Raw genomic sequence first — 25,767 nt, 5'->3', positions numbered from 1 at the left:
TCGCAGCGGTATTCAAGGACGCCAATTTCTCCAGGGAGGGCGTCAATCATGAATAGATTCGGAAAGTTCGCGCTTGCAGTATTGCTCGGTTCGACCGCGCTCAGCGCGGCCGCACGCGCCGACGATGACGACCATCGCGCCATCGAACATGTGCTTCTGATCAGCGTCGACGGCATGCACGAGGTCGACCTGCAGCGTTACGTCAAGGGTCACCCGACATCGGCCTTCGCCAAGCTGCTGAGGCACGGTGTCCATTACACCAACGCGCACACGTCCCGCCCGTCGGATTCCTTTCCGGGGCTGCTGGCGTTCATGACCGGCGCCTCGCCGAAGACGCACGGCGTCTTCTACGACGACACCTACGACCAGAGCCTGTATCCGCCCGGAAGCAATTGCCAGGGCAAGCCCGGCACCGAAGCCACGTACTTCGAAGCGCTTGATTACGATCTGAACAAGCTCGACGGCGGCGGTCCGGCGAATTCCGACCACATCAATCCGGCGAACCTGCCGCTGCGCAAGATCGGCAGCGCCTGCCAGCCGGTCTATCCGCACGCGTACCTGAAGAACGACACCACGACGATCATCGAAGTCATCCATGAGGCCGGCCTGCGCACGGCCTGGTCGGACAAGCACCCGGCCTATGAGATCATCAGCGGCCCCTCCGGCAAGGGCCTCGATGAGCTCTATGCGCCCGAGATCAATTCGACGACCGTGCTTGCCACCGCACCTCAGTTGATCCCGACGCCTCAGGCCAGTGACGATTGGACCGTGAACCCGGTCTACACCCGCTACTATGACAATCTGAAGGTCACCGCCGTCCTGAACTGGATCAAGGGCCTTGACCACACCGGGACCAAGACGGTTGGCGTGCCGGCGATCCTGGGCATGAACTTCCAGGCCGTCAGCGTCGGACAGAAGGTCACGGCCGACGGCTACACCGACGCAAAGGGCACACCGAGCGCGCAGCTCGAACTGTCGCTCGACTTCGTCGACAGCTCGCTTGGCCAGATGCTTGATCAGCTCGACAAGCAGCATCTCACGAAGAATACTTTGGTTGTGGTCGGTGCGAAGCATGGCCAGTCGCCGATCGACGTGGGCCAGCTTCACATGCTGAAGGGCAGCACCAATCCGGGGCTGCCGATGGGCCATGCCGACGTCGTCGACCCGGTCGACCTCCTGACCGCCGGCGGTGTGAAGGTGGCACAGGAGACTGCCGACGACGTCTCGCTGATCTGGCTGGCCGATCGGACCCAAACCGCGAAGGCCGTCGGCATCCTCGAGAACGACAAGGTCCTCCTGAACCAGGCCCGGATCGAGAAGATCTATGCCGGCGACGAACTGGAGGACAAATTCGGTAACCCGGCGCAGGGCCGCACGCCCGACATCATCATCCAGCCGCTCCATGGCACGATCTACAGCGGCAGTTCGAAGAAGGTCTCCGAGCATGGCGGCTTCACTGATGACGATACCCACGTCCTGCTGGTCGTCGCCAACCCCGGCTTCGAAGGCGCCGTGGTTGATGTGAAGGTCGAGAACAAGCAGGTCGCACCGACGATCCTGCGCGCACTCCACCTCAACCCCAACAAGCTGACCGGCGCCCGCGCGGAGCACACCGCCGCCCTGCCCGGTTTCGACCGCTGAATCAGACGTCTGCGGAAAACTTGAAATCAACGGCGCCCGATCCATTCGGGCGTCGTTTTCTTATGCCGTTCTGTGAACTCGCCTTTGCGCAAGCCAGACCGTACGGCCGCCTGCGCTTGTCCAATCTTCGATAGCATGGGCAATGACATCAAAGCCGATGCCGTCCAGCAACGCCCTGTACTCGTCCGGCCCTAGGCTCGCGTGATAGAGCGGGTCGCCGCGATACCGGCCGACACTTTCGCCATGGTGCGGCCCGCTGTTGAACATCAGCACAGCGGATGGGCCGGCGTGCCGGGCGAACACGTCGAACATCCCGCGCTGGTCCTCCGGCGTAAGGTGGAAAAAGCTGTCCCAGGCGAGCACGCCATCGAATTGACGGGCAAGCTGCAGCGACCGCATATCCCCGACGACGAATTCATGCTCGGGGAGTCGTTCACGGCACAGCGAAATGAAAGTCCGCGACGCGTCGACGCCGGTGACGCGAAGCCCGCGCTCGGCCATGTGCCGGGCGACCGGGACACCCGATCCGCAACCGAGATCGAGCACATCAGCCGCGGCAGGCAGCGCCTTGATGAAGCGATCATGCCACGGCTTGTCGTTCCAGTCGGCCGCGCGCCGGTCGGCATCCCACGCGGTCGCGTGGCGCTCGTAATGATCGATGATCTGGCTGGCCTTGTCCTGCAAGTCTGATCCAGCTTGGCCGGCTGCAACGGATCATGCCCTAATTGTTCGTCGGCGGCAGATCGGTCGGATTGTATTGATTGAAGTCGAAGATCTTCCGCGTCAGCCCGGGCGCCAGCGCCGAGATCGGGTTGACGCGCAGCACCGGCTGGTTCGGCGTGCCGACCACTTCATAGGTGACGCCGATCAGGCCCTCATTGCTGCCGGCGCCGAGGAATATCCCGAAGAACGGGATCTGCCCGAACATGTTGTTCAGCCCGTACATCGGAATGAAGGTGCCGTTCATCCGCACCTGATTGCCGACATAGTCGATGCTGCCCTTGATGGTGGCGCCGATGCTCGGTCCCTTGACCACGCCGTCGCGGATCGAAAGCTGCCCGCTCTGGCGCGTAAACTCGGCGCGCAGCGCGTCGAACCCGATGCCGTTCTGGGTGCTGATCGGCCCGCCGGCGACCGCGCGGTCGAGCTGGGATTCACCCTTCACCGAGAAGTCGCGAATGGTGATCAGGCCGTCCTTGGGACCTTGATCCGGTGTCGGCGGCTCCAACGCCAGCATCAGCTGACCGCCGACCACCTTGGAATAGGTATCGATGAAGCGCAGCAGCGCGCCGGCGTCGCCGGTTTGCAGATAGATCACTTCCCGTGCCTGCTGGCGCCGCAAGTCGACGCTGACGGGGGTGGCTTGGCCGCCGACCTTGCCGGCCAGCGTGAACGCCTTGAAGAACCCGTTGCGGCGCGAGATCTTGGCGTCGACGCCGCGCATCGCCTCGCCGTTGAAGCCGGCCACCGCGCCGAGTTTCAGATCGGCATCGAAATCGGTGGTCTTGGCCTTGCTCTTGGGATCGCTGTCGCGGCCGGAGATCGCCGATTTCAGGAAGCCGCGGCCGTCGAACACGTCGCCGCGGATCGTCACCTTGATCACGCCGTCGGGACCGCGATCGGCCCGCAACGATGTCTTGTCGCCTTCCGACGGCGCGTAGGTCGGGAAGTTCGCATTCATCAGGTCGCCGTTCTGGTCGACCTCGAGCGCGCCCTTGATCGACACGCCGCTGCCTTCGATCGAGATGTCCTCGAACCGGGTCGATTGTCCCTTCGGCACCACGTTGAAGGTCGCCTTGCCGGCCCTGCCCTGCGCCTTGACCCAACCCGGCAGGATGTTGTCGAGCTTGAGCTGGGTGAGGTCGGCCTCGACGCCCATCTTGGTGGTCGGATTGTCGCCGCTGCCGATCTTGCCGCTCAGCTTGATCGGGATCGCGCCCGAGACCGCCGGCCCGAGATCGAGCCCGAGGCGTGCGCGGCTCGCGTCATCCAGCGTCGCCTGCAGCTTGACGTCGGCATCGCCGTCGGCCGGCTTGCGGTAGTCGAGCGACGCCGCCTGTCCGTTGATCTTGACGTCGCCCTTGACCTGGAAGCCGGCGTTGCTGGCGATCACCTTCAGCGTATTGGCCTCGAGCTTCTGGTTCATCACCAGCTTGTCGACGGCAACACCGGCAATGTCGGCGGTGACGGAATATTGCGTATCGGCCTTGGTCAGCTCGCCCTTCACGGGCATGCCGAGATTGATCGTGGCCGTGACGTTGCCCTTGCTGGCGTTGGGATCGATCGGCGGACCGGAGAGATCGCTGAGCCGGTCGGATGCCAGGATTTCGGCGGCGGCCGGCACCGGGCAGTCGACCCGGAACTTGACCTTCGACGGCGACGGCTTGGGCGCCATGTCCGGCACCTCGAAGGTAAAGTCCGACAACGTGATCTTGCGGCCCGCCGGCGTGTCGGCGATGCCCTGGTTGATGGTCACAGTCGCGGTGCGGCCGGTGACCCTCGCCTTCAGGTCCGCATCGTGCACCGCAGGCATCTTGTCCACCGGACGCACCGTGACTCCAGAGGCGACAATGTTGACCGAGAGGCCGTCATCCGGAATCGGCGGTCCCTTGCGGGACAGATTGTGCACCGGCGAGTTGACCCCGACATCGATGCGCTGGAGCGTGCCGCGGTCGATCCGTTCGAGCACCCATTCGCGCACCTCGGGCACGATGATGACCGGCCACATCCGCTTCAGGGCGGAGGCCGACATCGGCGTGCCGGCAAAACCGAGCTGCAACCGCGGCTCGCCGGAATAATCGATGCTGCCGGTGCCGGCGACGCCGATCTCGCCATTGGAGATGTCGGCCTGGGTCAGCAGCACGCGCTTCTTGTCGGTGTCGAACCGGAAGCCGATGTTGATGCGATTGAAGATCAGCGGCGGCTCATTCTTGTCGGCGTCGGCCAGCAGGATGGTGCCGCCCGACAGACCGGCCTGCCAGTCCGTGACATTGTCGTTCGGTGGTTCGAGATGGCCGAGCAGCGTGATGCGATTGGCGCCTGAGACGATCTTGATCGGCGCCAGCAGCACGCGCCGCCCTGAATCCCATTCGACGCTCATCTCGGCCGAATCGACCGGCATCGGGTAGTCGGGCGTATCGGTATCGATGATGTTGCCGGCTCCGACATTGACCTTGCCGCGGAAATAGGTCGGCAGGCCGTCGCGGCCGAGCTCGCCTTTCAATTCGCCCGATAACGGCAGGTCGGCGGTGTAGGTCAGGTCCTTGGTCCTGAGCGCGAGCAGGATGTTGCTGGTGGAGACCTTGTCGGCCTTGATGTCGACCGAGCGCACGCCGTTGGTCTGCGGCCCGATCACCATGCGCACCGACCAGGGCTTGGCACCCTCCTCGCCGAAACTGAGCGCGACGCCGCCGCCGCTCGGGCGCCGCAGGCTCAGGCTGATATTCTCAAAACTCCATTTGTTGCCGCGCTGCTGGTCGTCGACGACGAGATTGCCGTTCTTCAGGCCGATCTCGTTGAGGTTCTGGCCGTCGAGGCCGGTCAGGCTGAGACTGTCGAGCCAGTCGAGACCGGCGAGCAGTCCGCTCTGGGCCGATTCCGGGGTGGCCGCCGAGGGCTCGGAGGCAACCGGCGGCGACGGCACCGCGGGCGATGGTGCGGCGGGCACCGGACGCGGGAATGTCGGCGGCATGCCCGCCTCCCTCTTGGAGGCAACGCCGGTGGCAAGCGGCTTCGCGGTATCGCCGGTGGATACCGTCACATAGCCGTCGGGCGTAATGCGGACCGACAGCTCCGCATCGACCAGGTTGAGGCTCTCCGCCCGCAACTGCCCCATCAGCAGCGCCGTGCCCGACAAGCGCACCTCGGCCTTCGGCGCACTCGCCACGATCGCATGGTCGCGGTCGCGCACGATGATGTCGCGGATGCGCACCGCGATCCTGACGCGGCCGGCGCGCTCGATCTGGGTTCCGCCGACCTCGACGGTGTTGCCGTGGCCGATATTTTCCTCGATCGCCGCGGCAAGCCACGGCGTCGCCATGTCGAGATTGATTGGACCGGCACCGAGCCGCCACCACAACGCGGCGAAGCAGGTCGCGAAGATCACGACGAGCACCGCGAGGACCAGTCCGATGCGACGAATCCAGCGCCCGCCGTTCAGCCAGCGCTGCATGCCGGAGCAGAAGTCGGTGAAGCGATGCAGGTTGCCGTTGGAACGCGACAGCAATTGCCGCGCACGGTGGCCCGCCGCCTCATCCTGCTCGTCCCACGCGGCGGCGTCTTCCCATTGCGAGAAGTCAGCCCCGGCGCGCGGATTTGGACCCTGCGGCGACGTGTTCCTTGCCATTGCCTCTCGGTGCTGACGGCGAAGCTGATCGCCGCCATCAGGACGCCCGTCGATTCGTATCGAGCGCTCCTGTGCCGGCATCGCCGCCTATCCTCGCCTAATCATGTTACTCGCCGATGGCCCCAAGAACGGACCAAAAAGAACGGACCAAACAATCCAAACAAAAGCCAATTCAGCAAGCGGACGGGTAACGCGTCGAATTCCTTGTCACCATACTCCGTGGCCATCAAACTTGCCCAGCGGCCGATGCGAATCCGGCCGCCGCGAATGAGACCCGCAATACCTCAATGGTTGAGCCCCGGAAAGCGACGAAAGGAAGGCGTATGTCCAAGAAAACGCGCAAGAAATCCTCCAACACAACCGGAAAGCGGGTCGCAACAAAGGTTGCGCGCGCCGCAAGCGCAAGCACTGGGAAGTCCGCGACCAAAACCCGCACAACGGCTGCGAAGAAAGCAGCCGCCAAAACAACCAAGACCAGGACCGCGACGGGTGTTCGAAGCAAAGCCTCGCACAAGGCCGCATCGAAACCGTTAAAGCGTGAGCCGGCCGCGTCAGTGACCAAGCCGTCCGCCGTCACACTTGCCGAAGGCGCCGCGGCACCGGCCTTCAGCCTGCCGCGCGACGGCGGCGACACCGTTTCGCTGAAGGATTTCGCCGGCAAGAAGCTGGTGCTGTTCTTCTATCCCCGCGCCGACACCCCCGGCTGCACCCGGGAAGCGATCGACTTCACCCGGCTCAAAAGCGAGTTCGACGCCAGCGGGACCGAGGTGGTCGGCATATCCGCCGATACGGTTAAGGCGCAGGAGTCATTTCGAAACAAACACCAGCTGTCCGTGCCGCTCGTCTCTGACCCGGCCCATCAAATGCTGGAGGCGTATGGCGCCTGGGGCGAAAAATCCATGTATGGCAGGACCTTCATGGGAATTATTCGCACCACGGTTTTGGTCGATTCCGGCGGAAAAGTCGCCCGGATTTGGCGCCACGTGAAGGTCGACGGCCATGCCGAAGCGGTACTGGAGGCCGCCCGAGCGATCTGATCGGAGGGGTTCCGTTTCCTGAAAATTAACCATGGCGAGCTCAAATCGCCCCCGCAGATTAGCCGTACGGAGCTTGGTCCGACCGGCCGCGGGAGTACCGATGTCGAGCCGGTCCGGTCATCACCAGGAATACCAGAAACACCATCATCCGCAGGACCATGGCCGGACGCCCGCACGCCGTCCGGCAGCGCAGCACGCCGCTCCGGCCGCAGCGGTGGCGGCCTCCGGCGAGGGCTACACCATTGTCCATGCCGGCAAGCAGGTCCGGTTCGGGCCGGTCGTGTTCTGGATCGCGGTCGGCACCGTGGTCCTGCTCGGCATGTGGTCGGCCGCGACCGCGACCTATTTCGCATTCCGTGACGACGTCCTGACCCGGCTGATCGCGCGCCAGGCCGAGATGCAATACGCCTATGAGGACCGCATCTCCGAGCTGCGCGCCAAGGTCGATCGCACCACCAGTCGCCAGCTGCTCGACCAGGAGCAGTTCGACCAGAAGCTCGACCAGATCATGAAGCGGCAGTCGACGCTGGAATCGCGCGCCACCGCGCTCGGCGCGATGCCCGATGCCACCTCTACCGGATCGATCAAGCCGCAGGGCCGCGCCGAGCAGGCGCCCTCCTCCGGCACGCCAAAACCCTCGCCGATCAGCGACACTGTGATCTTCGTGGCGCCGCCGGATCGCGAGGCGCGGCTGGAATCGCGCGCGCCGCTGATCGCCAAGGCGCAGCCGAACCAGTTCGCCAAGGCGCAGGGCGTCGACAACGTCCTGGTCCGTCTGCAGACCTCGCTTGACCAGGTCGAGCGGCGCCAGGTCGCCGCGCTGTCTTCGGTCGAGGACGGCATCGAATCGCGGGTGCGCCGGATGCGCGGCGTGATCTCCGACCTCGGCCTCAACATGGCGCAGCTCGAAGCGGCGACGCCGCGCTCGGGCGTGGGCGGGCCCTTTGTCCCTGTGAAACTCTCTGCCGACGCCGGCGCATTTGAGCGCCAGCTCTATCGCATCAACATCAACCGCGCCCAGATGCAGCGGCTGAACCAGACGCTGGCGCTGGTGCCCTATCGCAAGCCGGTCGTCGGCGAAGTCGAGTTCACCAGCGGCTTCGGCGTGCGCTCTGATCCCTTCCTCGGCCGGCCGGCGATGCACACCGGCCTCGACTTCCGCGCCGCCCAGGGCGATCCGGTGCGCGTCACCGCCAACGGCAAGGTGGTGTCGGCGGGCTGGGCCGGCGGTTATGGCCGCATGGTCGAGGTCGATCACGGCAACGGCCTGTCGACCCGCTACGGCCATCTCTCCGAGATCGGCGTCAAGGTCGGTGACACCGTCAAGATCGGCCAGGTGATCGGCGCCGTCGGCTCGACCGGCCGCTCCACCGGTCCGCATCTGCACTATGAAACCCGCATCGACGGCGAAGCGGTCGATCCGCAGAAATTCCTCCGCGCCGGCGTCCGGCTCAGCGCGGGCTAGCTCCGCCGCTCGACAATGATCTGAACGTCGGCGCAAGCGGCCCCGCTTGCGCCGATCTCGTTTGTGGCGTCAGCGCCGGCCGCCGCCCATGCCGCCCGGCGGTCCGCCGCCGCCGAACCCGCCGCCCGGCCCGCCGCCGCCGAAAGGTCCACCACCGCCTCCGAAGGGTCCGCCGCCGGGTGCCCCAAAGCCACCGCCGGGCTCTGGACCGGTTGATCCACCCGTGGCCGGATTGGGCGCAGGACCGCCGCCACCCGGCGGCAGTCCACCGGACGGACCAGAGGGAGTACCGCCAGGACCACCACCCGGCCCGCCGGGACCACCGCCGGGTCCACCCGGCCCGCCGGGACCATGTCCTGATCCGGGTCCGCCGCCACCGGATCCACGTCCGGGCGTGCCGGGGCTCCGCACCGAGGAGCCCGGGAACTTGCCGACCGACTGCACCGATTCGACGCGCAGCTCGCGCGTGCCCGACAGCTGCGCGTTGACGACCACGCGCGTATCGGCCGCCGGCGAGAAGCGCGAATAATCGCGCGCGACGAAGCCGGAGCCGAGTTGCAGATCGTTGCCAACCCGCCGCACATAGGCCTCGATCAGGAGCCGGTTGGCGCCGGTGAGATCGGAGAAGTCGTCGGCGCGGCTGCGCGCAACCTGCATCACGCCCTGCGCGACCTGGCCCTCGGCATAGACGCGCTGGCCGGCGAGCGCGGCGTTGACGCCGGTCAGCTTGAGATCGCCGATCCGCAAGGTCCCGGAGCGGTCGCGCTCCAGTGGCCCGGTGACATGCGTCGCGGCGGCGCTGTGCTGCTGCACCAGGCTCGCGACGACGACGCCGTCGGTGCGGCGCAGCCCGAACACGGCGACATGCGCGCCCGGCTTCAGCCAGCTCTCGCGGCCGTTCCAGGCGACCTTCTGGCCGAGCACCGTCAGCTCGCCCGGTTTCATTTGCTCGACCGGCCCGGTCACTTCGCTCGTCACATCGATGCGTTTGGTGGACAGCGTGCCGCCAGCATCGCGCTGCGCCACCACGCGCGCGAGCTGTCCGATCCGCAGCGCCTTCGCGCTCGCCGCCTCGCCGTCGATCCGCACGGGCACATCGGCCGCGTAGCCGACCCGCTCGCCGTTGACATAGATTGAGCCGAAACGCTGGATCACGCCGACGATGCCGGTGCCGCCGATGCCCTGATCCGAGCCGGTGATCCCGGTGCCGCCGATGCCCTGGTCGCTGCCGCGCTTCTTGCCCTGCGCGCCCGCGAGCGACGTTCCGGCGAGCCAGAACGCTGCAAGCAGCGCGCGGCGCGAGATGACGGGCGGGCGCTTCATGACGTGCCGCCCTCGTCCGCATCGTCATCGACCGGGCCGTCCGGGCCTTCGCGATAGATGTAGATGCCGAAATTCCAGCGATAGTCGCCGCCCTTGTCCTTGGCCAAAGCGCGGTTGGCCTCGCGGTTGGCGACCTTCAGCGCCTCCATAGCGAGCTCACGCGAGCGGCCCTCGAGCCGTTTCGCCAGCTTGGCCGACAGCCCGTCATAATGCACCGCGCGTTCGAGGAAGCGCGGTGTCGCCGACGACACGTTCATCTCGGCGGCCGCGACATGGTCGTGCAGATTGCGGCCGAGATAGTGCCATTTGCGGTCGTCGTCGCCATGCGGGACGAACGCCTCCTCGACCAGCACGATCTCGCCATCGTCGTTGATGGTGACGAGCTTGCGGTCGAGCCATTCGTCCAGCACCGCGCGCGGCCGCACGTCCTTGGTGATCGATTCGACCAGCGACTCGAACGACGGCGCGCCGCCATCCGCGGTGCGCGGCAGCGGCAGCGGGTCGCCCTTCGCGTCGGTGAATTCGGGCGCGGCCAGCCAGCGCGCGATGATCGCGCTGGTGCGCGACAGCGTCGCCGGCACCGCGTTGACCGGTGCGCCGGCGCCGCGCAGCCGCGCCACCTCCTTGCGATGGATGCCGGTCAGCAGGCTGACGCGGCTGTCGGTCTGCTCCTTGCCTTCGAGCGCAAAGTCGTGCTCGGCGACGTTGACGTAGAGCTCGCGCAACAGCTGGGTCAGCGCCGGAAATGTCATGCCGCCGCGGATGCAAAGCCGGACCAGCGGACGCAGCATCCGCGCCAGCGGCGAATGCAGCTTCGCTGCGGCGATCGGCGCTGACGATGCCGGCTTCGGCTTAGGGACTTTGGCATTCATGCCCAAGTTTTAGCCGTCCGCCGCGTGGGACACAATCCCACCGCCCTTGACGTGTGACATTTTCCCACTTATGGGAAATAAAGTCACCCCCGGACACAATGCGCGCTTGCGGGCGCTGACGTCACGGTGCGTGACGTTGCGCCATCGCTACGGACCGCTCCATGACGCCTGCCCGATTCGACCTTGCGATCGCGGAAGCCTGCCGGATCGCCCAGGTTCCCTACGAGGAGTTCGTGGCGACGGTGATGGCGGGCGGCTATCCCTGCCTGCCGGGTGTTGTGCCCGGCTCGCCGCGCCGCTTCGACGAAACCGACCTGGTGGCGCTGTACATCTATGGCCGCCTGCTCGCCTTCGGTTTCGGCGCCTTGCGTGCCGGCGAATATGCCTGCCGCGCGCATGCCGGCCTCTCCGCCGAGCCGCGGGCGCAGTCGATCTCGATCGCGCTGACATCGGATGGCGGCAAGCGCGTCGTGATCGAACAGGATCTGCAGCGGCCCGCCGCCGCAATGCCGCCCGAGCGGATCCATTTCGACATCGCCGCCATCCGCCGCCAGTTGCAGCCATCCGCCGCACGCAGCACGGCCGAGCCGGCCTGACGCCTGCTCCCTGATCGTCGTGCCCGGGCATGACGATCGGCGCTCGCCTGCGGCACGCGATAGCTCTGCTCATTTCCTCGTCATTTCGCTCAGCTCGCGCCGTCGTGGCGCGTGAAGTCACGCGGTCGCGTCTCCCCTTCTCCAAAAAGTTATCCACCGCCACACGTGGGACATAATCCCACATTTTAGTCCGACGTCATTGACGTGTGAAATTTTCCCACGTATCCAGAATCCATCCAGCAGGGAATCCGGCGCAATGTCTCTCCGTTCGGCCCGCGAATCCGGTCGGTTCGCCACCACCACACTCCGCTTCACGCCGCAGGTGCCCTGCGGCCCGATCGAGCCGGTGTTTCCGGCGCTGCTGCGCTCGCTGGTGTTCTTCACCGCGCTAGCGCTGCCGTTCGTCGTCGCCCTGTTCGCAGCATGATCCGGATCGAGCCGCCCATGATTGTTGTCAACGCGCCGGTCCGGCGCCCCTCGGTGCTGCACATCTTCAAGGTCTACTACCCCGACCTGTTCGGCGGCACGCTAACGGTGATCCGCGACATCTGCGCCGGCCTGAAGGACACCTTCAACGCCGCGGTATTGGTCTGCTCGCGCTCCGGCGGCGAGCGGCAGATCGTGGTCAACGACGTCGCCGTCGAGCGCGTGCACTCGTTCGGCGACGTGCTGTCGCTGCCGGCCGCGCCGACCTATCCGTGGCGGCTGTGGCGCCGCATCGGCGAGCACGATTTGCTGGCGTTGCACGCCCCCTTCCCGCTCGCCGACCTCGTGTTTGCGCTCGGGCTCGGCCGCGCGCGTCCGCTGGTGGTGCACTGGCACGCCGACATCGTCTCGCACGCGGCTCTGCGCTTCCTCGTCGAACCGTTGATGCGGCGGACGCTGCGTCGCGCCGCCGCGATCATCGTCTCCGATCCAGTGCTGCTCGAGACCACGCCGCTGCTGCAGGTATTTTCCGACAAATGCCACGCCGTTCCATTTGGTGTGGATGTTGCGAAATATGACCGGCCGGCGGCCCGGCCGGATGACGTCAACGTCCGCGGCCGCCTGGTGCTCGCCTGCGGACGGCTGGTACCCTACAAGGGTTTTGACGTGCTGGTGCGTGCGGCGCATGCCCGCAATTTCGAAGTCTGGATCGTCGGCGAGGGCCGCGAGCGCGAGAATCTGGAGCAGTTGATCCGCGACTACGGCCTGCAGGACCGCGTCCGCCTGCTCGGTTCGGTGTCCGAGAGCGAACGCGTCAAGCTGATGCGCATCGCCGACGTCTTCGTGATGCCGTCGGTGACCAATGCGGAGACCTTCGGGCTGGTGCAGCTCGAGGCGATGGCCGCGAGCCGCCCCATCGTCAACACCGCGCTCGACACCGGCGTTCCGCATGTCGCCCGCCACGGCCTCGAGGCCATCACGGTGCCGCCGGGCGATCCCACGGCGCTCGCCGACGCCATCGAGACCTTGATCAACGATCCCGAGCGGCGCCGCCGCATGGGTCAGGCCGCGCGCCATCGCGCCATGACGAAATACTCAACCACAGCCTTCAAGGAGGGAGTCGAGACAGTGTACCGCAAGGTCGTTACCGACGAGGCCACCGCAAAGGACGCAGGTTCACCAGCCCCAGCCTCGCGTCCCCAAACGGCCGGTCTCGTCGGGGCGGTCCAGATCGCGGCAGCACTGGCCTGGTCCGACGTGCGCCATCGCTACGTCCGCTCCCTCCTTGGACCCTTCTGGATGTCGATCCAGATGGCCATCATGGTCGCCGTGCTCGGCTCGGTCATCGGCCATCTCTCCAACGCGAGCGCGCTGGCGCGGCTGCCGATGCTCGCGGCGAGCCTCACCGCCTGGACCTTTCTCAACAGCGTCGTGCTCGACGCCACCACCGCGCTGCAGAACTCGGCCAGCCTAATCAAGGATCGCGCGCTGCCGCCGGTGGTCTTCCTGCTGCAATGTACCTTCCGGCAGGCGCTGTTCGCGGCCCACAACGCGGTCGTGCCGCTGATCCTCTGGCTCGCGCTGACACCCCGCGATGTCGGCGGCGCCATCGCCGCCCTGCCCGGCCTTGCCCTCTTCGTCGTCTGCACGCTGGCCCTGAGCCTCGTGCTCGGCGCGCTGGCAACACGTTATCGCGACATCAAGCCGATCATCGAATCCTCGCTGACCCTGGCATTCCTGGCCTCGCCGATCATCTGGACAGAGGAGATGATCGATCGCGGCTCCACGGTGATGCGGCTCAATCCGCTGACGCATCTGTTCGCGATCTGGCGCGACCCGCTGATAACAGGTCATGTCGCGACGACCAGCGTGATCTACGTGCTGGCCTGCCTCGCCGTGCTCGCGGTCGCCGCGACCGTCACCGTCGCCCATCTGCGCAAAGCGGCGTTCTGGATCTAGGCATGGCAAGCATCCAGCTCCGCGACGTCTGCCTCGACTATCCGCTGTACGGCGCCTACGACTTCTCGCTGAAGCGCCGCGTGCTCGGGCGGCTGTTCCGCCAGGGCAGCGAGATGCGCACCATCCGCGCGATCGACAACATCTCGATCGACGCGAAAGCGGGCGCACGCATCGGCCTTGCCGGGCCGAATGGCTCCGGCAAGTCGACGCTGTTGCGGCTGATCGCCGGGGTCTTTCCGGCGACCAGCGGCCGGGTCGAGATTTCCGGCAACATCGTGCCGCTGCTGGGCTTAGGGGCCGGCGTCAATCTCGATTTCGTCGCCGCCGACAATATCAACCTGCTGCTGCGGATATCGGGACGCAAGCCGACACCGGCGATCCTCGACGACATCTGGGCCTTCACCGAACTGGAGGAACGCATGCGGCGGCTGCTGCTGCGCATGTTCTCCTCGGGCATGCTGATGCGCGTGCTGTTCGCGACCGCCACCGCCTTTCCCGCCGACATCCTGCTGCTCGACGAATGGCTCAGCGTGGTCGACGAGAATTTCTCGGCCAAGGCGGAGCAGCGGCTGCGCAAGATGGTCGAGACCGCGGCGATCGTGATCATCGCCTCGCACGACCATGCGCTGCTGCGCCGCACCTGCACCAGCATCATCAATCTCGATCACGGCCGCATCGCCAGCACCGTTGCGCTGGATGCTCCCGTCCCGCATCACCTCGAGCTCAGAGAAATCAGCGCATGACAAAGATCCTGGTCGTCAGCGAGGCGCTTGGCGAACCCAACCACAAGCGCGGTATCTTCCACTTCACGCGCGAATTGATCCGCTCGCTCGCCGGCGATGGACATCAATTGACGCTCGTGGTGGAGACCACGCGCCGCTACCGGAAGCTGCGCCGCAGGCAGCAGCGGACGCGCCTGCTGCCCGAGGACTCGCGGCTGATCGAGCTGCTCGCGCTCTATCGTTTCCTCGATGAAACCGACATGAACTCGCCGATGATGCGCGGCGGCCTGCGCCGCACCGTCGACTGGTTCAAGCACAAGCTCAAGGCGGCGACCTCGCTTGAATTCATCATCGCCTTCCTGCGCTCGGTTCGTCTGCTGCCGACCAGCGTCAAGCTGATCGAGAACCGGACCGAGGGCCTCGAATACATTCCGACCGATTTGCGCCATCTCGAATTGTTCGGCGATTTCCTGCTCGAGCCCGGCTTCTACAGCTATCAGGACACCTCGGCCCTGACTCGGCTGCCCCCGCCGCGGGTCGATGCGCGCGACTATGACGTCATTCTCATCGACACCCCGACCCGGGTCGCGATCAGGCGCCACCCGAACGCCAAGGTGATCTGCGTGGTCCACGACCTGTTGCCGATCACCGATCTCAAGCTGGATGACATCGCGACCCGCCTGTTCCTGTCGCGCCTTTTCACCAGCGTGCATCAGGCCGACGAGCTCGCCTTCGTCTCGAACTACAGCATGAACCGCTTCCGCGCCCTGCTCCCGCAATATGCGCACATTCCGGCGCGGGTGGTCTATCCGCGGACCCGTTTCGACGTGGCGGAAGCCCCGCTTGCGCCGGTGCCAACCACCGTCCCGGCACGGCCGAGCTTCGTCGTCATCGTCTCGAATGAGCCGCGCAAGAACCTCGCGGCCGTCATCCGCGCTTTCCGCAAGCTGCCGGAGGCTGATCTCATCGTGATCGGCTATGCCGGCCGCGCCAATCAGGCGCGCAACCAGCCGAAAAACGTCCGCTTCTCCGGCTATGTCGATGAGCACGAGAAGGCGGCGCTGATCGCGGGCGCGCATGGCCTGATCATGCCGAGCCTCGCTGAAGGCTTCGGCGTCCCGATCATCGAGGCATTTGCGGCGAATACCCCCGTACTGTGCTCCGATATTGCCGTGTTCCGCGAGGTCGCGGGCGAGCTTGCAGACTATTTCGATCCGTTCTCGACCGAATCGATCTGCGCCTCGGTGCGGCGCGTTCTGGCGCAGCAGGTGCAATGGCGCGAGCGGATCCGCGAGCGCCGGACCGAGCTCGCCGAGCGCTTCGGCCATCATACCCAGGCGCGCGACCTGCTGTCCCATCGGGCTGCCCCCGAAATCGCGGCCGCCGCCGCGGCGCTGTCCGCCGCGATGGTTACATTCCACAGCGCGACCGCACACGGCGTGTGACCGGTCATGACCACCGATTCCGACGCCATTGGTCTTGCCATCGAACCGCCGATGCGATGGCGCGACCGTGTCCGCGCCTGGTCCGGCTCGGTCGCCTACCTCCGCGCCACCGATACAATGATCGCGCTGGCCGCGGCGTCGCTGCCCTGGTCGACGACCGCGCTCGCCGTCTTCATGCTGCTGTGGCTTGTCGCGGTGCTCCCGACCATCGACTGGGAGCAATTCGTTCTCGATCTCGCACGGCCGTCCTTTGCGTTGCCGATCGCATTGGTCGCGCTCGCGCTGGTCGGCCTGGCCTGGTCGGAGGCCGACTGGACCGAACGGCTGCACGGCATCAAGCCGCTCAGCAAGCTGCTGCTGCTGCCGTTCCTGCTCGGCTACTTCCAGCGCTCGCAGCGCGGGCTCTGGGTCTTCATCGCCTTTCTGGCCTCGTGCACGCTGATGATGATCCTGTCCTGGATCGTGCTGGCGTTGCCGCAGCTCAAGCTCGCGCACACCGCGTCCGCAGGCGTGCCGGTCAAGAACTATGTCGACCAGAGCCAGGAATTCGCGCTGTGCGCCTTCGCGCTGGCGCTGCCGGCATTGACGGCGCTGCAGGCCCGGCAATGGCGCATCGCGGCAGGCTGCCTCGCGCTGATCCTGCTGTTCCTCGCCAACATGTTCTATGTCGTCTCGGCACGGACCGCGCTGGTCTACATACCGGTGCTCCTGATCCTGTTCGCCTCGCTGCATTTGTCACGACGCGCCACGCGGCTCTTGTTCGCCGCTGTCGCCGCAGCAAGCCTTTTGGTCTGGACCACATCCCCCTATCTGCGCCAACGTATCGCCGATGTCGGCATCGAGTATCGCGCGCACGACACCTCCGGCATCGCCTCCACCGCGCAGCGGCTGACCTATTGGCGGAAGTCGGTGAAATTCATCGCCGGGGCGCCGTGGCTCGGGCACGGCACCGGCGCGATCAAGCACACGTTCACGCAGGATGCCGCCGGCCAGACCGGCCTGCAGGCCGAGGTGATCAACAATCCGCACAACCAGACCTTCAATGTCGGGATCCAGTGGGGGCTGATTGGCATCTTGTTGCTCTATGCCATGTGGACCAGCCACATCCGCCTGTTCACCGGCCGCGATCTCGTCAGCCGCGATCTCGTGACCTGGATCGGGCTTGCCGTCGTCGTGCAGAACATCACGAGTTCGCTGCTCAACTCGCATCTGTCCGATTTTCACGAAGGCTGGATGTATGTGATCGGCGTCGGCGTCGCCGGCGGCATGGCGCTGCGGGCGCGGCAGCCGGAGAAGATTTTGCCGAAAGGTGCCGCGGCAGAGGTCGTCGCATTGAAACGGTAGCCGCCGGAACGAATTGAATCCGACGAGAACGGTGGCCGGACCGGCGAGCACGCGGGCTGCGGCAAAATCCAACCGGCAGCGGCAAATATTCCAGAAGTCACAATGAGTTCTCCGATGAAGAGACCGCCTCCGCCAACGGCGGCTCGGGTTGCTCGGCTGGGGGGGTGGTGGTAGTGACTACCCAGAATTAGCTGAGGAGTTCCAGATGGGACTTGTTGACGAGTTGAAAGCAGCCATCAAAACGCTCCAGGCGGAAAAGAAGACCCTTAGATAATCGTCGCATGTCTATCGGCGATCTCCCCGAGCGACGCGGCAACGCGGTAGCAAACGTACATAGATTGACCCAAATGTCATTCTCGACAGATCCGGCAGCATCAAGATTGGCGACTCCCGAGGCAATGAAAAACCTGGCGGCGAGAGTTACATTGCCAAGCGAGATGTCCCAGCCGAATCCATGACAATGACGTCGTCAGGAGCAAGGAAAGCACATAATGGCCCCTACGCTTTCGGATATCGAAAACTACTGGCGGACTGCGGCCGAAAAGCCGGTGGATGCCGACGGCCTACGTCCGACCGCGCGCGACCCGTATCTGCAGACGGTGGTTGAAGCTTCCATCGAAAGATGGCTGGCCACCGGATCGACGGTTTTTGATATCGGCGCAGGCGATGGCCACTCGAGCGCCCGGTTCGCCAGGAAGGCACGCGAGGTATTGGGCTTCGACTATATTCCTGCCTTTGTCGAAGCCGCAAATGACATGGCACAGCGCCAGGGGCTCGAAAATCTCCGCTTTGCTCAAGCGGATGTCCTGAACCTTGAACCTGTCACGCGCCAGTTCGGTCAAGCGGACATAGCTGTTACCATTCGCTGCCTGATCAACCTGCCGACCTGGGACCTGCAGAAGCAGGCGATCAATCAAATCGCCAGCGTCGTGAAGCCGGGTGGACTTTACCTGTTGAGCGAAGGTTGGACAGAGGGTTGGGAAGCTCTAAATCGATATCGCCAAAAGGCCGGGCTGCAGGCAGTTACCGTCGTCGAGTACAATCGTCTAATCAGCAAGAAATCCTTCGAGGACTTCGTCTCCAAGGATTTCGAGATCGTCGCGTTCGAATCCATCGGGTTTTATCTCTACATGTCTCGCGTCTATCAGGCGGCATACGTCACGCCTAACCCACCTCAGCACCGGCACGATATCAATCGCATATCTGCCGAGCTATTTGAACAGGCGGCCACGCCGCCAGGATTTGAAGAGTGCGATTATGCCGGAGTGTACGTTCTGCGCCGGCGCTGAGGCGCCAGCGATCGTGTGCAGTGCGCCGTCGCCGACGATCCCGGCTCTGAGTAAAGCTGAGTACTGATTTCTGTCGCAGACTTGATGCGATGATTTGTGCCACCCAACCTGGGACGTTTGAGCTGAGCACAAGCGGCTGCGCCCGTCGGCCCGTTTCGAGAGATGCGACAGAACGACCCAGCGGGCCCCCGCGAGATGCGAAGCATCTTCGCAGAGGCGGTGACAAAAAAGCCAAGTCTCGCCGGGGAGAGCACGAAGTAAGCCGTGAAACGATCGCGCAGGGAAAGCCGGCGTCTCCGGTTACACCTGTGGTCCTACCCCCGAGCTTTCTACCTTTTGCTCGGAGCCCATGGGTGCGATCGGCACCCGGCTTTCCCTGCGCCCTCTCTTCGAGAGAGGGCGAAACGAAGAGCAAAGCTCGGACGACCATGTCGCGAGAATGCGAAGCTGCGTCCCCACCCACGCTGTCATCGCCCGGCTCGACCGGGCGATCCAGTACGCCGCGGTCTCTCGGCTCAAACACTGCGGCCTCTGGGATACTGGATCACCGCATTCGCGGGTGATGACACCGAGAATTTGCTGCCTCAGTTCAATCCGAAACTTCCCTGTCATTGCGAGGAGCGAAGCGACGAAGCAACCCAAGCCTCCACTTGCGGCGCGACGGATTGCTTCACTTCGCTCGCAATGACGGGAGTATCGAAAAATGCGATCCTACCGCGTCGCGTCGTGCCCGACCTCGCCCGTGATCACGTCGCCGAACAGCTCCCAGGTCTCGCCGTTGAACCGCATCAGTTGCATCTGCTCGATCGGGTAGTAGTCGTCCGGCGAGGTGTTGACCATGATGCCCGGCAGCATCAGATCGGAGTGGAAGTTCTTCAGACTGGCCGCCTGCTTCATGACGTTCTCGCGCGTGAGATTGTCGCCGCACTGCTTCAGCACCTGCACCATGGCCTCCGACTGCACATAGCCATAGACGCTGTTGAAATTGGCCTTGTCCCCCTCGGGATAGTATTTGTCCATGAAGCCGCGCCACTTCACGACCGCGGGGTCCTTGTCCCAAGTTGGATCGGTCGGATCCTTCAGGTATTGGGTCGAGATGATGCCCTTGGAATATTCGAGCCCCGCAGGCTTCAGCACCGAGGCGACCGTGGTCGCGGTGTTGGCGAGGAAGAACTTTGGCTTCCAGCCGACCTTGCGGATCGCCTGCGCCGATCCCTTCGGCGCCGCCCAGGAGAAGAAGATGTCGGCGCCGGAATCGTGCAGCGCGACGATCTGCGAATCGATCGAGGGATCGGAGACCTCGTAGGACTTGTCGGCGATGATCATGCCGATCTTGTCGCCGAGCCCGTCCTTCAGGCCCTTGAACTGATCCTTGCCGGCATCGTCGTTCTGCCAGAACACCGCGATCTTGCTGTTCGGGAAATTGTCGCGAATGTATTTCGCGTAGATGCGTCCCTCGCTCTGGTAGTTGGGCTGAAAGCCCATCGTCCAGGGGAAGTTCCTGGGATCGCCGAACTTGGTGCCGCCGGAGGCGACGAACAATTGCGGCACCTTCTTGGCATTCATGTACTTCATGATCGCCGAATTGGACGGCGTGCCGAGCGGCTGGAAGATCAAGAGCACCTCGTCGCTCTCGACCAGCTTGCGCGCCTGCTCGATCGCCTTCGGCGGCGAATAGGCGTCGTCATAGCTGATGAAGTCGATCTTGCGGCCGTTGATGCCGCCCTGGTCGTTGATCATGTTGAAGAACGCGGCCTCGGTCTTGCCGATCACACCATAGGACGACGCCGGGCCGCTATATGGCATGATGTTGCCGATCTTGATTTCGCCATCACTCGCGCCGGGATCGTATTTCTTCTGCGCCGTGGCCGAGGTCGCGATCAGTGCGGCACTTGCGAACGCCGCGATTGCGCCAATATATCCGAGACGAGCCGGCATCGTTTTCTCCCCGATTTTTGTCGTTGGTTTTGGCGGCAAGTCTCGCAAGAGACGCATGTGCTGGCAAGCGCCGGGTATTTCCGTTGGGCGAAACGGCATTGTTGCCTGGCGCTATTTGTGATTGAAGGTCGATCTGGGGCTCACGAGTCGAGGCGTTCTGATTGCGTAAACCGGACATTCGTACCGGTCCGCGGCATCCGCGTGTTGCGGTCGCGGGCTATGAGCTCACGCGCCGCCTCGGTGAATCTGTGCTGGCGAAGCGTGGCCTGCACAAGGCCAACGGCGAGTTCGCGCAGCGCACGATCGCCTCGATCCGCGAGCGGCTGCAGCGCGGCGAGACCATCTACATCGCGGGTCTCGCCTGCCCCGGCACGCACAACACCGGTGTTGCGCTGGTCGAGGTCACCCAGAAGGACGGACCGCGGCTGATCGTCAACAACGAGGAAGAGCGCTTCTCCGGCAACAAGCACACCAACGAGTTTCCGCAGCATGCGCTCGACGACATGCGCAAGGTGCTGCAGCGCATGGGCCGCGATATCGGCGACATCGCCGCCTTCGTCACGACATGGGACTATCCCGCGCTGCTGGCGATGCTGATCCGCACCTCGCTGGAGGAAGCGCCGGCAAGCCTCAAATTGCTTCGCGCCCCGATCGCGCCCGCGATCAATCTGCGGCAGCTGGATCAGGTGCGGCGGCTGTCACGCCGGCTCGGCCGGATGTACGGGCTCGGCGAGCAGTTGCCGCTGATCTGCATGCCGCATCACGACAATCACGCCTGGTACTCGTTCACGGCCTCGCCGTTCGCAGATGCGCGCGAGCGGGTTGCGATCGCGGTGCTTGACGGCACCGGCGATGTCGGCTCGATCTCGCTCTATGCCGCCGAGAACGGCGAGATGAAGCAGCTCTATTGCAACGAGAGCCTGTTCGACTCGCTCGGCGCCTTCTACACCGTAATCTCGTCGAGCCAGGGCGGCTGGACCTGGCTGTCCAGCGAGGGCCGCTACATGGGCGCCGCTGCCTGGGGCGACATGAACCGCGCCACCAATCCGTATTACCGTCGGCTGAAGGCGGTGCTGCAGCTTGGGCCGGGCGGCACCGTGCGGCTCAATCGCGCGATGGCCAACTGGTATGCCGATCCCGCCGACAATCCCTATCATCAGCCGCTGATCGACATCCTGGGCCCGCCGCTGCGCCCCGACCAGATCTGGAATCCCGACGCCGTGTTGCGCGTCGAGGACATCAATCATCGCCCCGACACCAAGGACTGGCTCGACAAGGCCGCCGCGACGCAATTGGTGTTCGAGGACGCGATGATCCATGTCATTGATCATCTCTTGCGCATCACCGGTACCGACCGCCTGGTGCTGACCGGCGGCGTGGCGCTGAACGCGCTCGGCAACATGCGTCTGCTCGAGCATTTCGACGAAGCCTGGTTCGAGCGCGCGCAGGGGCGCAAGACGCGGCTGCACATGTGGGTGCCGCCAGTGCCCGGCGATCCCGGCGTGCCAATCGGCGCCGCCTGGCTGTTCGCCCATATGGCGGGCGCTCCGCGCGGCGCGCCGCTGTCGCACGCATTCTATTGCGGGCTGCCGCCCTCGAACGCCGATATCACGACGGTGCTCAGGAACGACGACGTCGCCTCGATGGAGATCGGCAACGTCTCGACGCCGCAAGGCCGCGACGCGATCGCGGATCTGATGGCGAGCATGGTGGCGCAAGGCGGCGTGATCGCGATCTACCAGGGCGCGGCCGAAACCGGCCCGCGCGCGCTCGGCCATCGCTCGATCCTCGCCAACCCCTGCGACCCGCATGTGCGCGAGCGGCTCAACGAGCGCGTCAAATATCGCGAGGCGATCCGGCCGCTAGCACCGATGGCGACGCTGCAGGCCGCGCGCGACTATTTCGAGCTCGAAGACGGCGCGTCCGACGGCGACTACAACGCCTATAATTACATGGTGCTGACCGCGCATTCGAAGCCGGAGGCGCGTGAGAAAATTCCGGCGGTGGTGCATGCCGACGGCACCGGCCGCATCCAGATCGTGCGCGAGACCGACGATCCCCTCACCTATGCCTATCTGAAGGCGCTCGGCCGCCATATCGGCGTCGAGATGTCGGTCAACACCTCGTTCAACGTCGCAGGCCCCATCGCGCAGACGCCGGCGCAGGCGATCGACACGCTGCGCCGCTCCAGGGGGCTCGATGCCGTGGTGCTGGTCGCCGACGACGGCACCACCTATGCGGCCTGGCACGGCGGCGAACGCGACAGTGGACGCTTCACCGGCTGGTATGCGGCGTGGAAGCAGGCGCGCGGCTGAACCAGCCCAGCACGCGCCCGTCGATCAGGAGCAGCGCGCTGGCGATCACGAGCGCGCCGATCACCTCGCGCGGCGCGACCGGCTCGCCGAGCACGAGCGTGCCGAGCAGCATCGCGGTCACCGGGATGAGCAACGTCACCAGCATCACATTGGTCGCGCCGGAGCGCTGCAGGATCTTAAAGAACACGATGTAGGCCAGCGCCGTCGACAGCGCCGCGAGCCCGAGCACGGCGAGCCATGTGGCCGGATGCGGCATCGGCAGCAGCCACGGCCGCTCCACCACACCGGCAACGGGCGCCATCATCGCGGCCGATGCGATCATCTGGAACGTCGCCGTGCCCAGTGGCGGCACCCGCTGTGGCAGCCGCCGCCCGACCAGCGCCGCAATGCCGTAGCTGAAGGCGCCGGCGAGGCACAGCAGGATGCCGATGCCCTGCCGGCTCTCGAAGCCGAGCGCATCGCCATGCAGGATCGCGACCCCGATCAGGCCGACCACCACGCCCGCGACGCGGCGCGCCTGCAGCCGCTCTTCGCCGGCGGCCGCCATCACGACCACCGCAAACAGCGGCGTCGTCGCATTGAGGATCGAGGCGAGGCCACTCGGAATGTAGGTCTGCCCGAACACGATCAGCGAGAACGGCAGCACATTGTTGAACAGCCCCATCGCGACAAACGGCGCCCATCCGGACACGCCGCGCGGCCATTCGATCTTCGCGGCCCGCAGCAGCGGCAGCAGCAGGACTGTGCCGAGCACCACGCGCAGCAGCACCAGGGTCAGCGGCGGCAATTCGCGCAGGATCACGCCGTTAAAGAAGAACGAGCCACCCCAGAGCACCGACAGCAGACCCAGCAGCCCCCAGTCGCGGCTATCAATGCGGTTGTCGGTGGAAGGCATGTCGGGCACTCAGCTGCACTCGAACAGGTGACTAGCGCAGGCTTGCGAATATTCCCACCCGATTTCCGTGAATGGCGGCCCGGCCTATTTCGGCCGCGACACGATCTCGATCATCTGGCCTTCGTCGGCATCGGGCGCATGGGCCTTGGCCTTGTCATAGGCGGCCAGCGCGGCGCGGCTCACCGGCACGCCGGGCAGCAGCGCTTCGGCCAGCCGCACGGCGTAATCGGCATCCTTGTGGCGCAGCGCCGCGGTGAAGGACGCGCCGGAGAAGTTGCGGTCGATCATCCGCCTGGAGTGGCGGATCACCTGCGGGCTCGCGATCGCGCCGGTCGCGAGCGCCTCCGCCACCAGCTGCATGTCGAGACCGGCCTGCTCGGCGATCGCAATGCCCTCGGCAAGGCTCGCGATCTGCACTGCGCCGATCAGATTGTTGATCAGCTTGAACACGGTGCCGGTGCCGACCGCGCCGAAATGACGGATCGTGCTGCCGATCGGAGTGAGGAACGGATGCGCCCGCTCGAGATCGGCGGGATCAGCACCCACCAGCAGCGTCAGCTTGCCGGCAGCCGCCGCTTCCGGTAGGCCGGTGACGGGACAATCGATGTAGATCAGGCCGCGGCTGCGCAACTCGTGCGCCATGTCGAGCGTGTGCTGGTAGGAGACCGTGGAGCATTCGATCGCGAGCGTGCCGGCCTTCATGGTGGCGGCGGCGCCGTCCTTGGTCAGCCAGACTGCGCGCGATGCCTCGTCGTCGGCGACCATGGTCACGACGGCATCGGCATCGATCGCGGCATCTTCCGGCGAGGTCGCCCACTGCGCGCCGCGCGCGATCAAATCCTCGGCCTTGGCCTTGCTGCGGTTCCACACCGCGACCGTGAAGCCGGCATCGAGGTAACGGCCAGCCATCCCATGGCCCATGCGTCCCAATCCGATGAAAGCGACGCGCGGCATGGGCTAATCCACATCCTCGACGGAGCCGGGCCCGGTGCCGAAGGCCCGCTGCGCCAGCGTCGCCGCCATGAATTCATCGAGATCGCCGTCGAGCACGCCCGAGGTGTCGGAGGTCTGCACGCCGGTGCGCAAATCCTTCACCATCTGGTAGGGCTGCAGCACGTAGGAGCGGATCTGGTGACCCCAGCCGATATCGGTCTTGGCGGCCTGATCGGCGGCGGCCTGCTCCTCGCGCTTCTTCAGCTCCATCTCGTAGAGCCGCGCGCGCAACATGTCCCAGGCCTGCGCCCGGTTCTTGTGCTGGGAGCGGCCGGCCTGGCAGACCACCGCGATGCCGGTCGGGATGTGCGTCAGGCGCACCGCCGACTCGGTCTTGTTGACGTGCTGGCCGCCGGCGCCGCCCGACCGCATCGTGTCGGTGCGGACATCGGACTCCTTGATCTCGATCTTGATGCTGTCGTCGATCACGGGGAAAATCTGCACCGACGAGAACGAGGTGTGTCGCCGCGCATTCGAGTCGAACGGCGAGATCCGCACTAGGCGATGCACGCCGGCCTCGGTCTTCAGCCAGCCGTAGGCATTGTGGCCGGAGATCTGGATGGTGGCGGACTTGATGCCGGCCTCTTCGCCCTGCGACTCCTCGAGAAACTCGATCTTGAAACCGTGCTTCTCCGCCCATCGCGTGTACATGCGCAGCAGCATCTGCGCCCAGTCCTGGCTCTCGGTGCCGCCTGCGCCGGCATGAACTTCGAGATAGGAATCGAACTTGTCAGCCTCGCCCGAGAGCAGCGCCTCGAGCTCGCGCCGGGCGACCTCCTTCTTGAGGTCCTTGAGCGCCTTCTCGGCCTCGGCGACCACGGCCGCATCGTTCTCGGCCTCGCCAAGCTCAATCATGCCGACCTGATCCTCGAGCTCGCGCTCGACCTTGCCGATTCCAGACAGCGCGTCCTCCAATGAGGTCCGCTCCTGCATCAGCCGCTGGGCCTTCTGGGGATCGTTCCAGAGATTGGGGTCTTCTGCGAGCTTGTTCAGCTCAGCGAGGCGTGCCGTCGATTGATCGACGTCAAAGATGCCTCCTCAGCAGCCCGACTGACTGCTTGATCTCTTCAACAAGGCGTTCGATTTCCGCGCGCATGGTCTTTCAGGTGTTGGCAAAAAAGCTTGCCGGGGATGTAGCGGCCGGCGCGGCAAAGCGCAATCG

19 protein-coding genes are annotated in these 25,767 nt (G+C 65.2%); 11 read left to right on the top strand and 8 right to left on the bottom strand.

The window, feature by feature from the left end:
- Positions 1 to 48 precede the first annotated feature (48 nt).
- Positions 49 to 1,641: an alkaline phosphatase family protein gene (locus V5279_RS20870; protein ID WP_338700561.1), complete on the top strand. Its 1,593-nt coding sequence runs from the start codon at positions 49 to 51 to the stop codon at positions 1,639 to 1,641.
- A gap of 60 nt (positions 1,642 to 1,701) precedes the next feature.
- Here V5279_RS20870 and V5279_RS20865 read toward each other — a convergent pair whose 3' ends face one another.
- Complete coding sequence (locus V5279_RS20865) at positions 1,702 to 2,325, bottom strand: class I SAM-dependent DNA methyltransferase (protein WP_338700560.1); 624 nt, start codon at positions 2,323 to 2,325, stop codon at positions 1,702 to 1,704.
- Positions 2,326 to 2,362: 37 nt separating this feature from the next.
- Positions 2,363 to 6,067 carry a DUF3971 domain-containing protein gene (locus tag V5279_RS20860; protein WP_338700559.1) on the bottom strand — a complete coding sequence of 1,235 codons (3,705 nt, stop codon included), beginning with the start codon at positions 6,065 to 6,067 and terminating at the stop codon, positions 2,363 to 2,365.
- Between the two features lie 242 nt (positions 6,068 to 6,309).
- Between V5279_RS20860 and V5279_RS20855 the strand changes: the two genes are divergently transcribed.
- Both V5279_RS20855 and V5279_RS20850 read left to right on the top strand, forming a co-directional pair.
- Complete coding sequence (locus V5279_RS20855; protein ID WP_338700558.1) at positions 6,310 to 7,023, top strand: peroxiredoxin; 714 nt, start codon at positions 6,310 to 6,312, stop codon at positions 7,021 to 7,023.
- A 100-nt stretch (positions 7,024 to 7,123) separates the two neighbouring features.
- A complete protein-coding gene (locus tag V5279_RS20850) occupies positions 7,124 to 8,488 on the top strand; it encodes a M23 family metallopeptidase (protein WP_338700557.1) in 1,365 nt (454 codons plus the stop codon).
- Positions 8,489 to 8,557: 69 nt separating this feature from the next.
- On the opposite strand, the gene V5279_RS20845 is transcribed toward V5279_RS20850, so the two are convergent.
- Together V5279_RS20845 and V5279_RS20840 are read right to left on the bottom strand one after the other, a co-directional pair.
- A complete protein-coding gene (locus V5279_RS20845; RefSeq protein ID WP_338700556.1) occupies positions 8,558 to 9,811 on the bottom strand; it encodes a DUF5666 domain-containing protein in 1,254 nt (417 codons plus the stop codon).
- Complete coding sequence (locus V5279_RS20840) at positions 9,808 to 10,683, bottom strand: DUF6502 family protein (protein ID WP_338700554.1); 876 nt, start codon at positions 10,681 to 10,683, stop codon at positions 9,808 to 9,810. The genes V5279_RS20845 and V5279_RS20840 overlap by 4 nt, the downstream gene beginning before the upstream one ends.
- Before the next feature lie 161 nt (positions 10,684 to 10,844).
- Here V5279_RS20840 and V5279_RS20835 point away from each other — a divergent pair, with 161 nt between their 5' ends.
- The 7 genes from V5279_RS20835 to V5279_RS20805 all read left to right on the top strand — a co-directional run bounded on the left by V5279_RS20835 (position 10,845) and on the right by V5279_RS20805 (position 18,464).
- Positions 10,845 to 11,279 (top strand): hypothetical protein, encoded by a 435-nt coding sequence (locus V5279_RS20835; RefSeq protein ID WP_338700552.1) that lies wholly within the window; start codon positions 10,845 to 10,847, stop codon positions 11,277 to 11,279.
- A 256-nt stretch (positions 11,280 to 11,535) separates the two neighbouring features.
- Positions 11,536 to 11,706, top strand: a complete 171-nt coding sequence (locus tag V5279_RS20830; RefSeq protein ID WP_338700550.1) for a hypothetical protein — start codon at positions 11,536 to 11,538, stop codon at positions 11,704 to 11,706.
- A 17-nt stretch (positions 11,707 to 11,723) separates the two neighbouring features.
- Positions 11,724 to 13,664 carry a glycosyltransferase gene (locus V5279_RS20825; RefSeq protein WP_338700548.1) on the top strand — a complete coding sequence of 647 codons (1,941 nt, stop codon included), beginning with the start codon at positions 11,724 to 11,726 and terminating at the stop codon, positions 13,662 to 13,664.
- Positions 13,665 to 13,666: 2 nt separating this feature from the next.
- On the top strand, positions 13,667 to 14,407 hold the full coding sequence (locus V5279_RS20820; RefSeq protein ID WP_338700546.1) for an ABC transporter ATP-binding protein: 741 nt from the start codon (positions 13,667 to 13,669) through the stop codon (positions 14,405 to 14,407).
- Positions 14,404 to 15,831 carry a glycosyltransferase family 1 protein gene (locus V5279_RS20815; protein WP_338700544.1) on the top strand — a complete coding sequence of 476 codons (1,428 nt, stop codon included), beginning with the start codon at positions 14,404 to 14,406 and terminating at the stop codon, positions 15,829 to 15,831. Before V5279_RS20820 ends, V5279_RS20815 begins: the two co-directional genes overlap by 4 nt.
- A 6-nt stretch (positions 15,832 to 15,837) precedes the next feature.
- Complete coding sequence (locus V5279_RS20810) at positions 15,838 to 17,175, top strand: O-antigen ligase family protein (RefSeq protein WP_338700542.1); 1,338 nt, start codon at positions 15,838 to 15,840, stop codon at positions 17,173 to 17,175.
- 491 nt (positions 17,176 to 17,666) lie between these two features.
- Positions 17,667 to 18,464, top strand: a complete 798-nt coding sequence (locus V5279_RS20805; protein WP_338700540.1) for a class I SAM-dependent methyltransferase — start codon at positions 17,667 to 17,669, stop codon at positions 18,462 to 18,464.
- A 711-nt stretch (positions 18,465 to 19,175) separates the two neighbouring features.
- On the opposite strand, the gene V5279_RS20800 is transcribed toward V5279_RS20805, so the two are convergent.
- Positions 19,176 to 20,402 carry an ABC transporter substrate-binding protein gene (locus V5279_RS20800; protein ID WP_338700538.1) on the bottom strand — a complete coding sequence of 409 codons (1,227 nt, stop codon included), beginning with the start codon at positions 20,400 to 20,402 and terminating at the stop codon, positions 19,176 to 19,178.
- A 161-nt stretch (positions 20,403 to 20,563) separates the two neighbouring features.
- Between V5279_RS20800 and V5279_RS20795 the strand changes: the two genes are divergently transcribed.
- Positions 20,564 to 22,717 (top strand): carbamoyltransferase C-terminal domain-containing protein, encoded by a 2,154-nt coding sequence (locus tag V5279_RS20795; RefSeq protein WP_338700536.1) that lies wholly within the window; start codon positions 20,564 to 20,566, stop codon positions 22,715 to 22,717.
- On the opposite strand, the gene V5279_RS20790 is transcribed toward V5279_RS20795, so the two are convergent.
- From V5279_RS20790 to prfB, 3 genes are all read right to left on the bottom strand, one after another.
- Positions 22,677 to 23,612 carry a DMT family transporter gene (locus V5279_RS20790; RefSeq protein WP_338700533.1) on the bottom strand — a complete coding sequence of 312 codons (936 nt, stop codon included), beginning with the start codon at positions 23,610 to 23,612 and terminating at the stop codon, positions 22,677 to 22,679. The genes V5279_RS20795 and V5279_RS20790 overlap by 41 nt on opposite strands.
- A gap of 84 nt (positions 23,613 to 23,696) precedes the next feature.
- Positions 23,697 to 24,566 carry an NAD(P)-dependent oxidoreductase gene (locus V5279_RS20785; protein ID WP_338700531.1) on the bottom strand — a complete coding sequence of 290 codons (870 nt, stop codon included), beginning with the start codon at positions 24,564 to 24,566 and terminating at the stop codon, positions 23,697 to 23,699.
- Positions 24,567 to 24,569: 3 nt separating this feature from the next.
- A protein-coding gene (gene prfB, locus V5279_RS20780; protein WP_166204679.1) for a peptide chain release factor 2 occupies positions 24,570 to 25,701 on the bottom strand; the annotation gives its coding sequence in 2 pieces (ribosomal slippage) (positions 24,570 to 25,631 and positions 25,633 to 25,701; 1,131 coding nt in all).
- Positions 25,702 to 25,767: the final 66 nt, after the last annotated feature.

The organism is Bradyrhizobium sp. 26S5 (assembly GCF_036923295.1).
In the GTDB taxonomy this organism is placed as follows: Bacteria; Pseudomonadota; Alphaproteobacteria; order Rhizobiales; family Xanthobacteraceae; genus Bradyrhizobium; species Bradyrhizobium septentrionale.
Note: the sequence above shows the minus strand (reverse complement) of the source record. Positions and strands in the feature narration are given on the sequence as shown.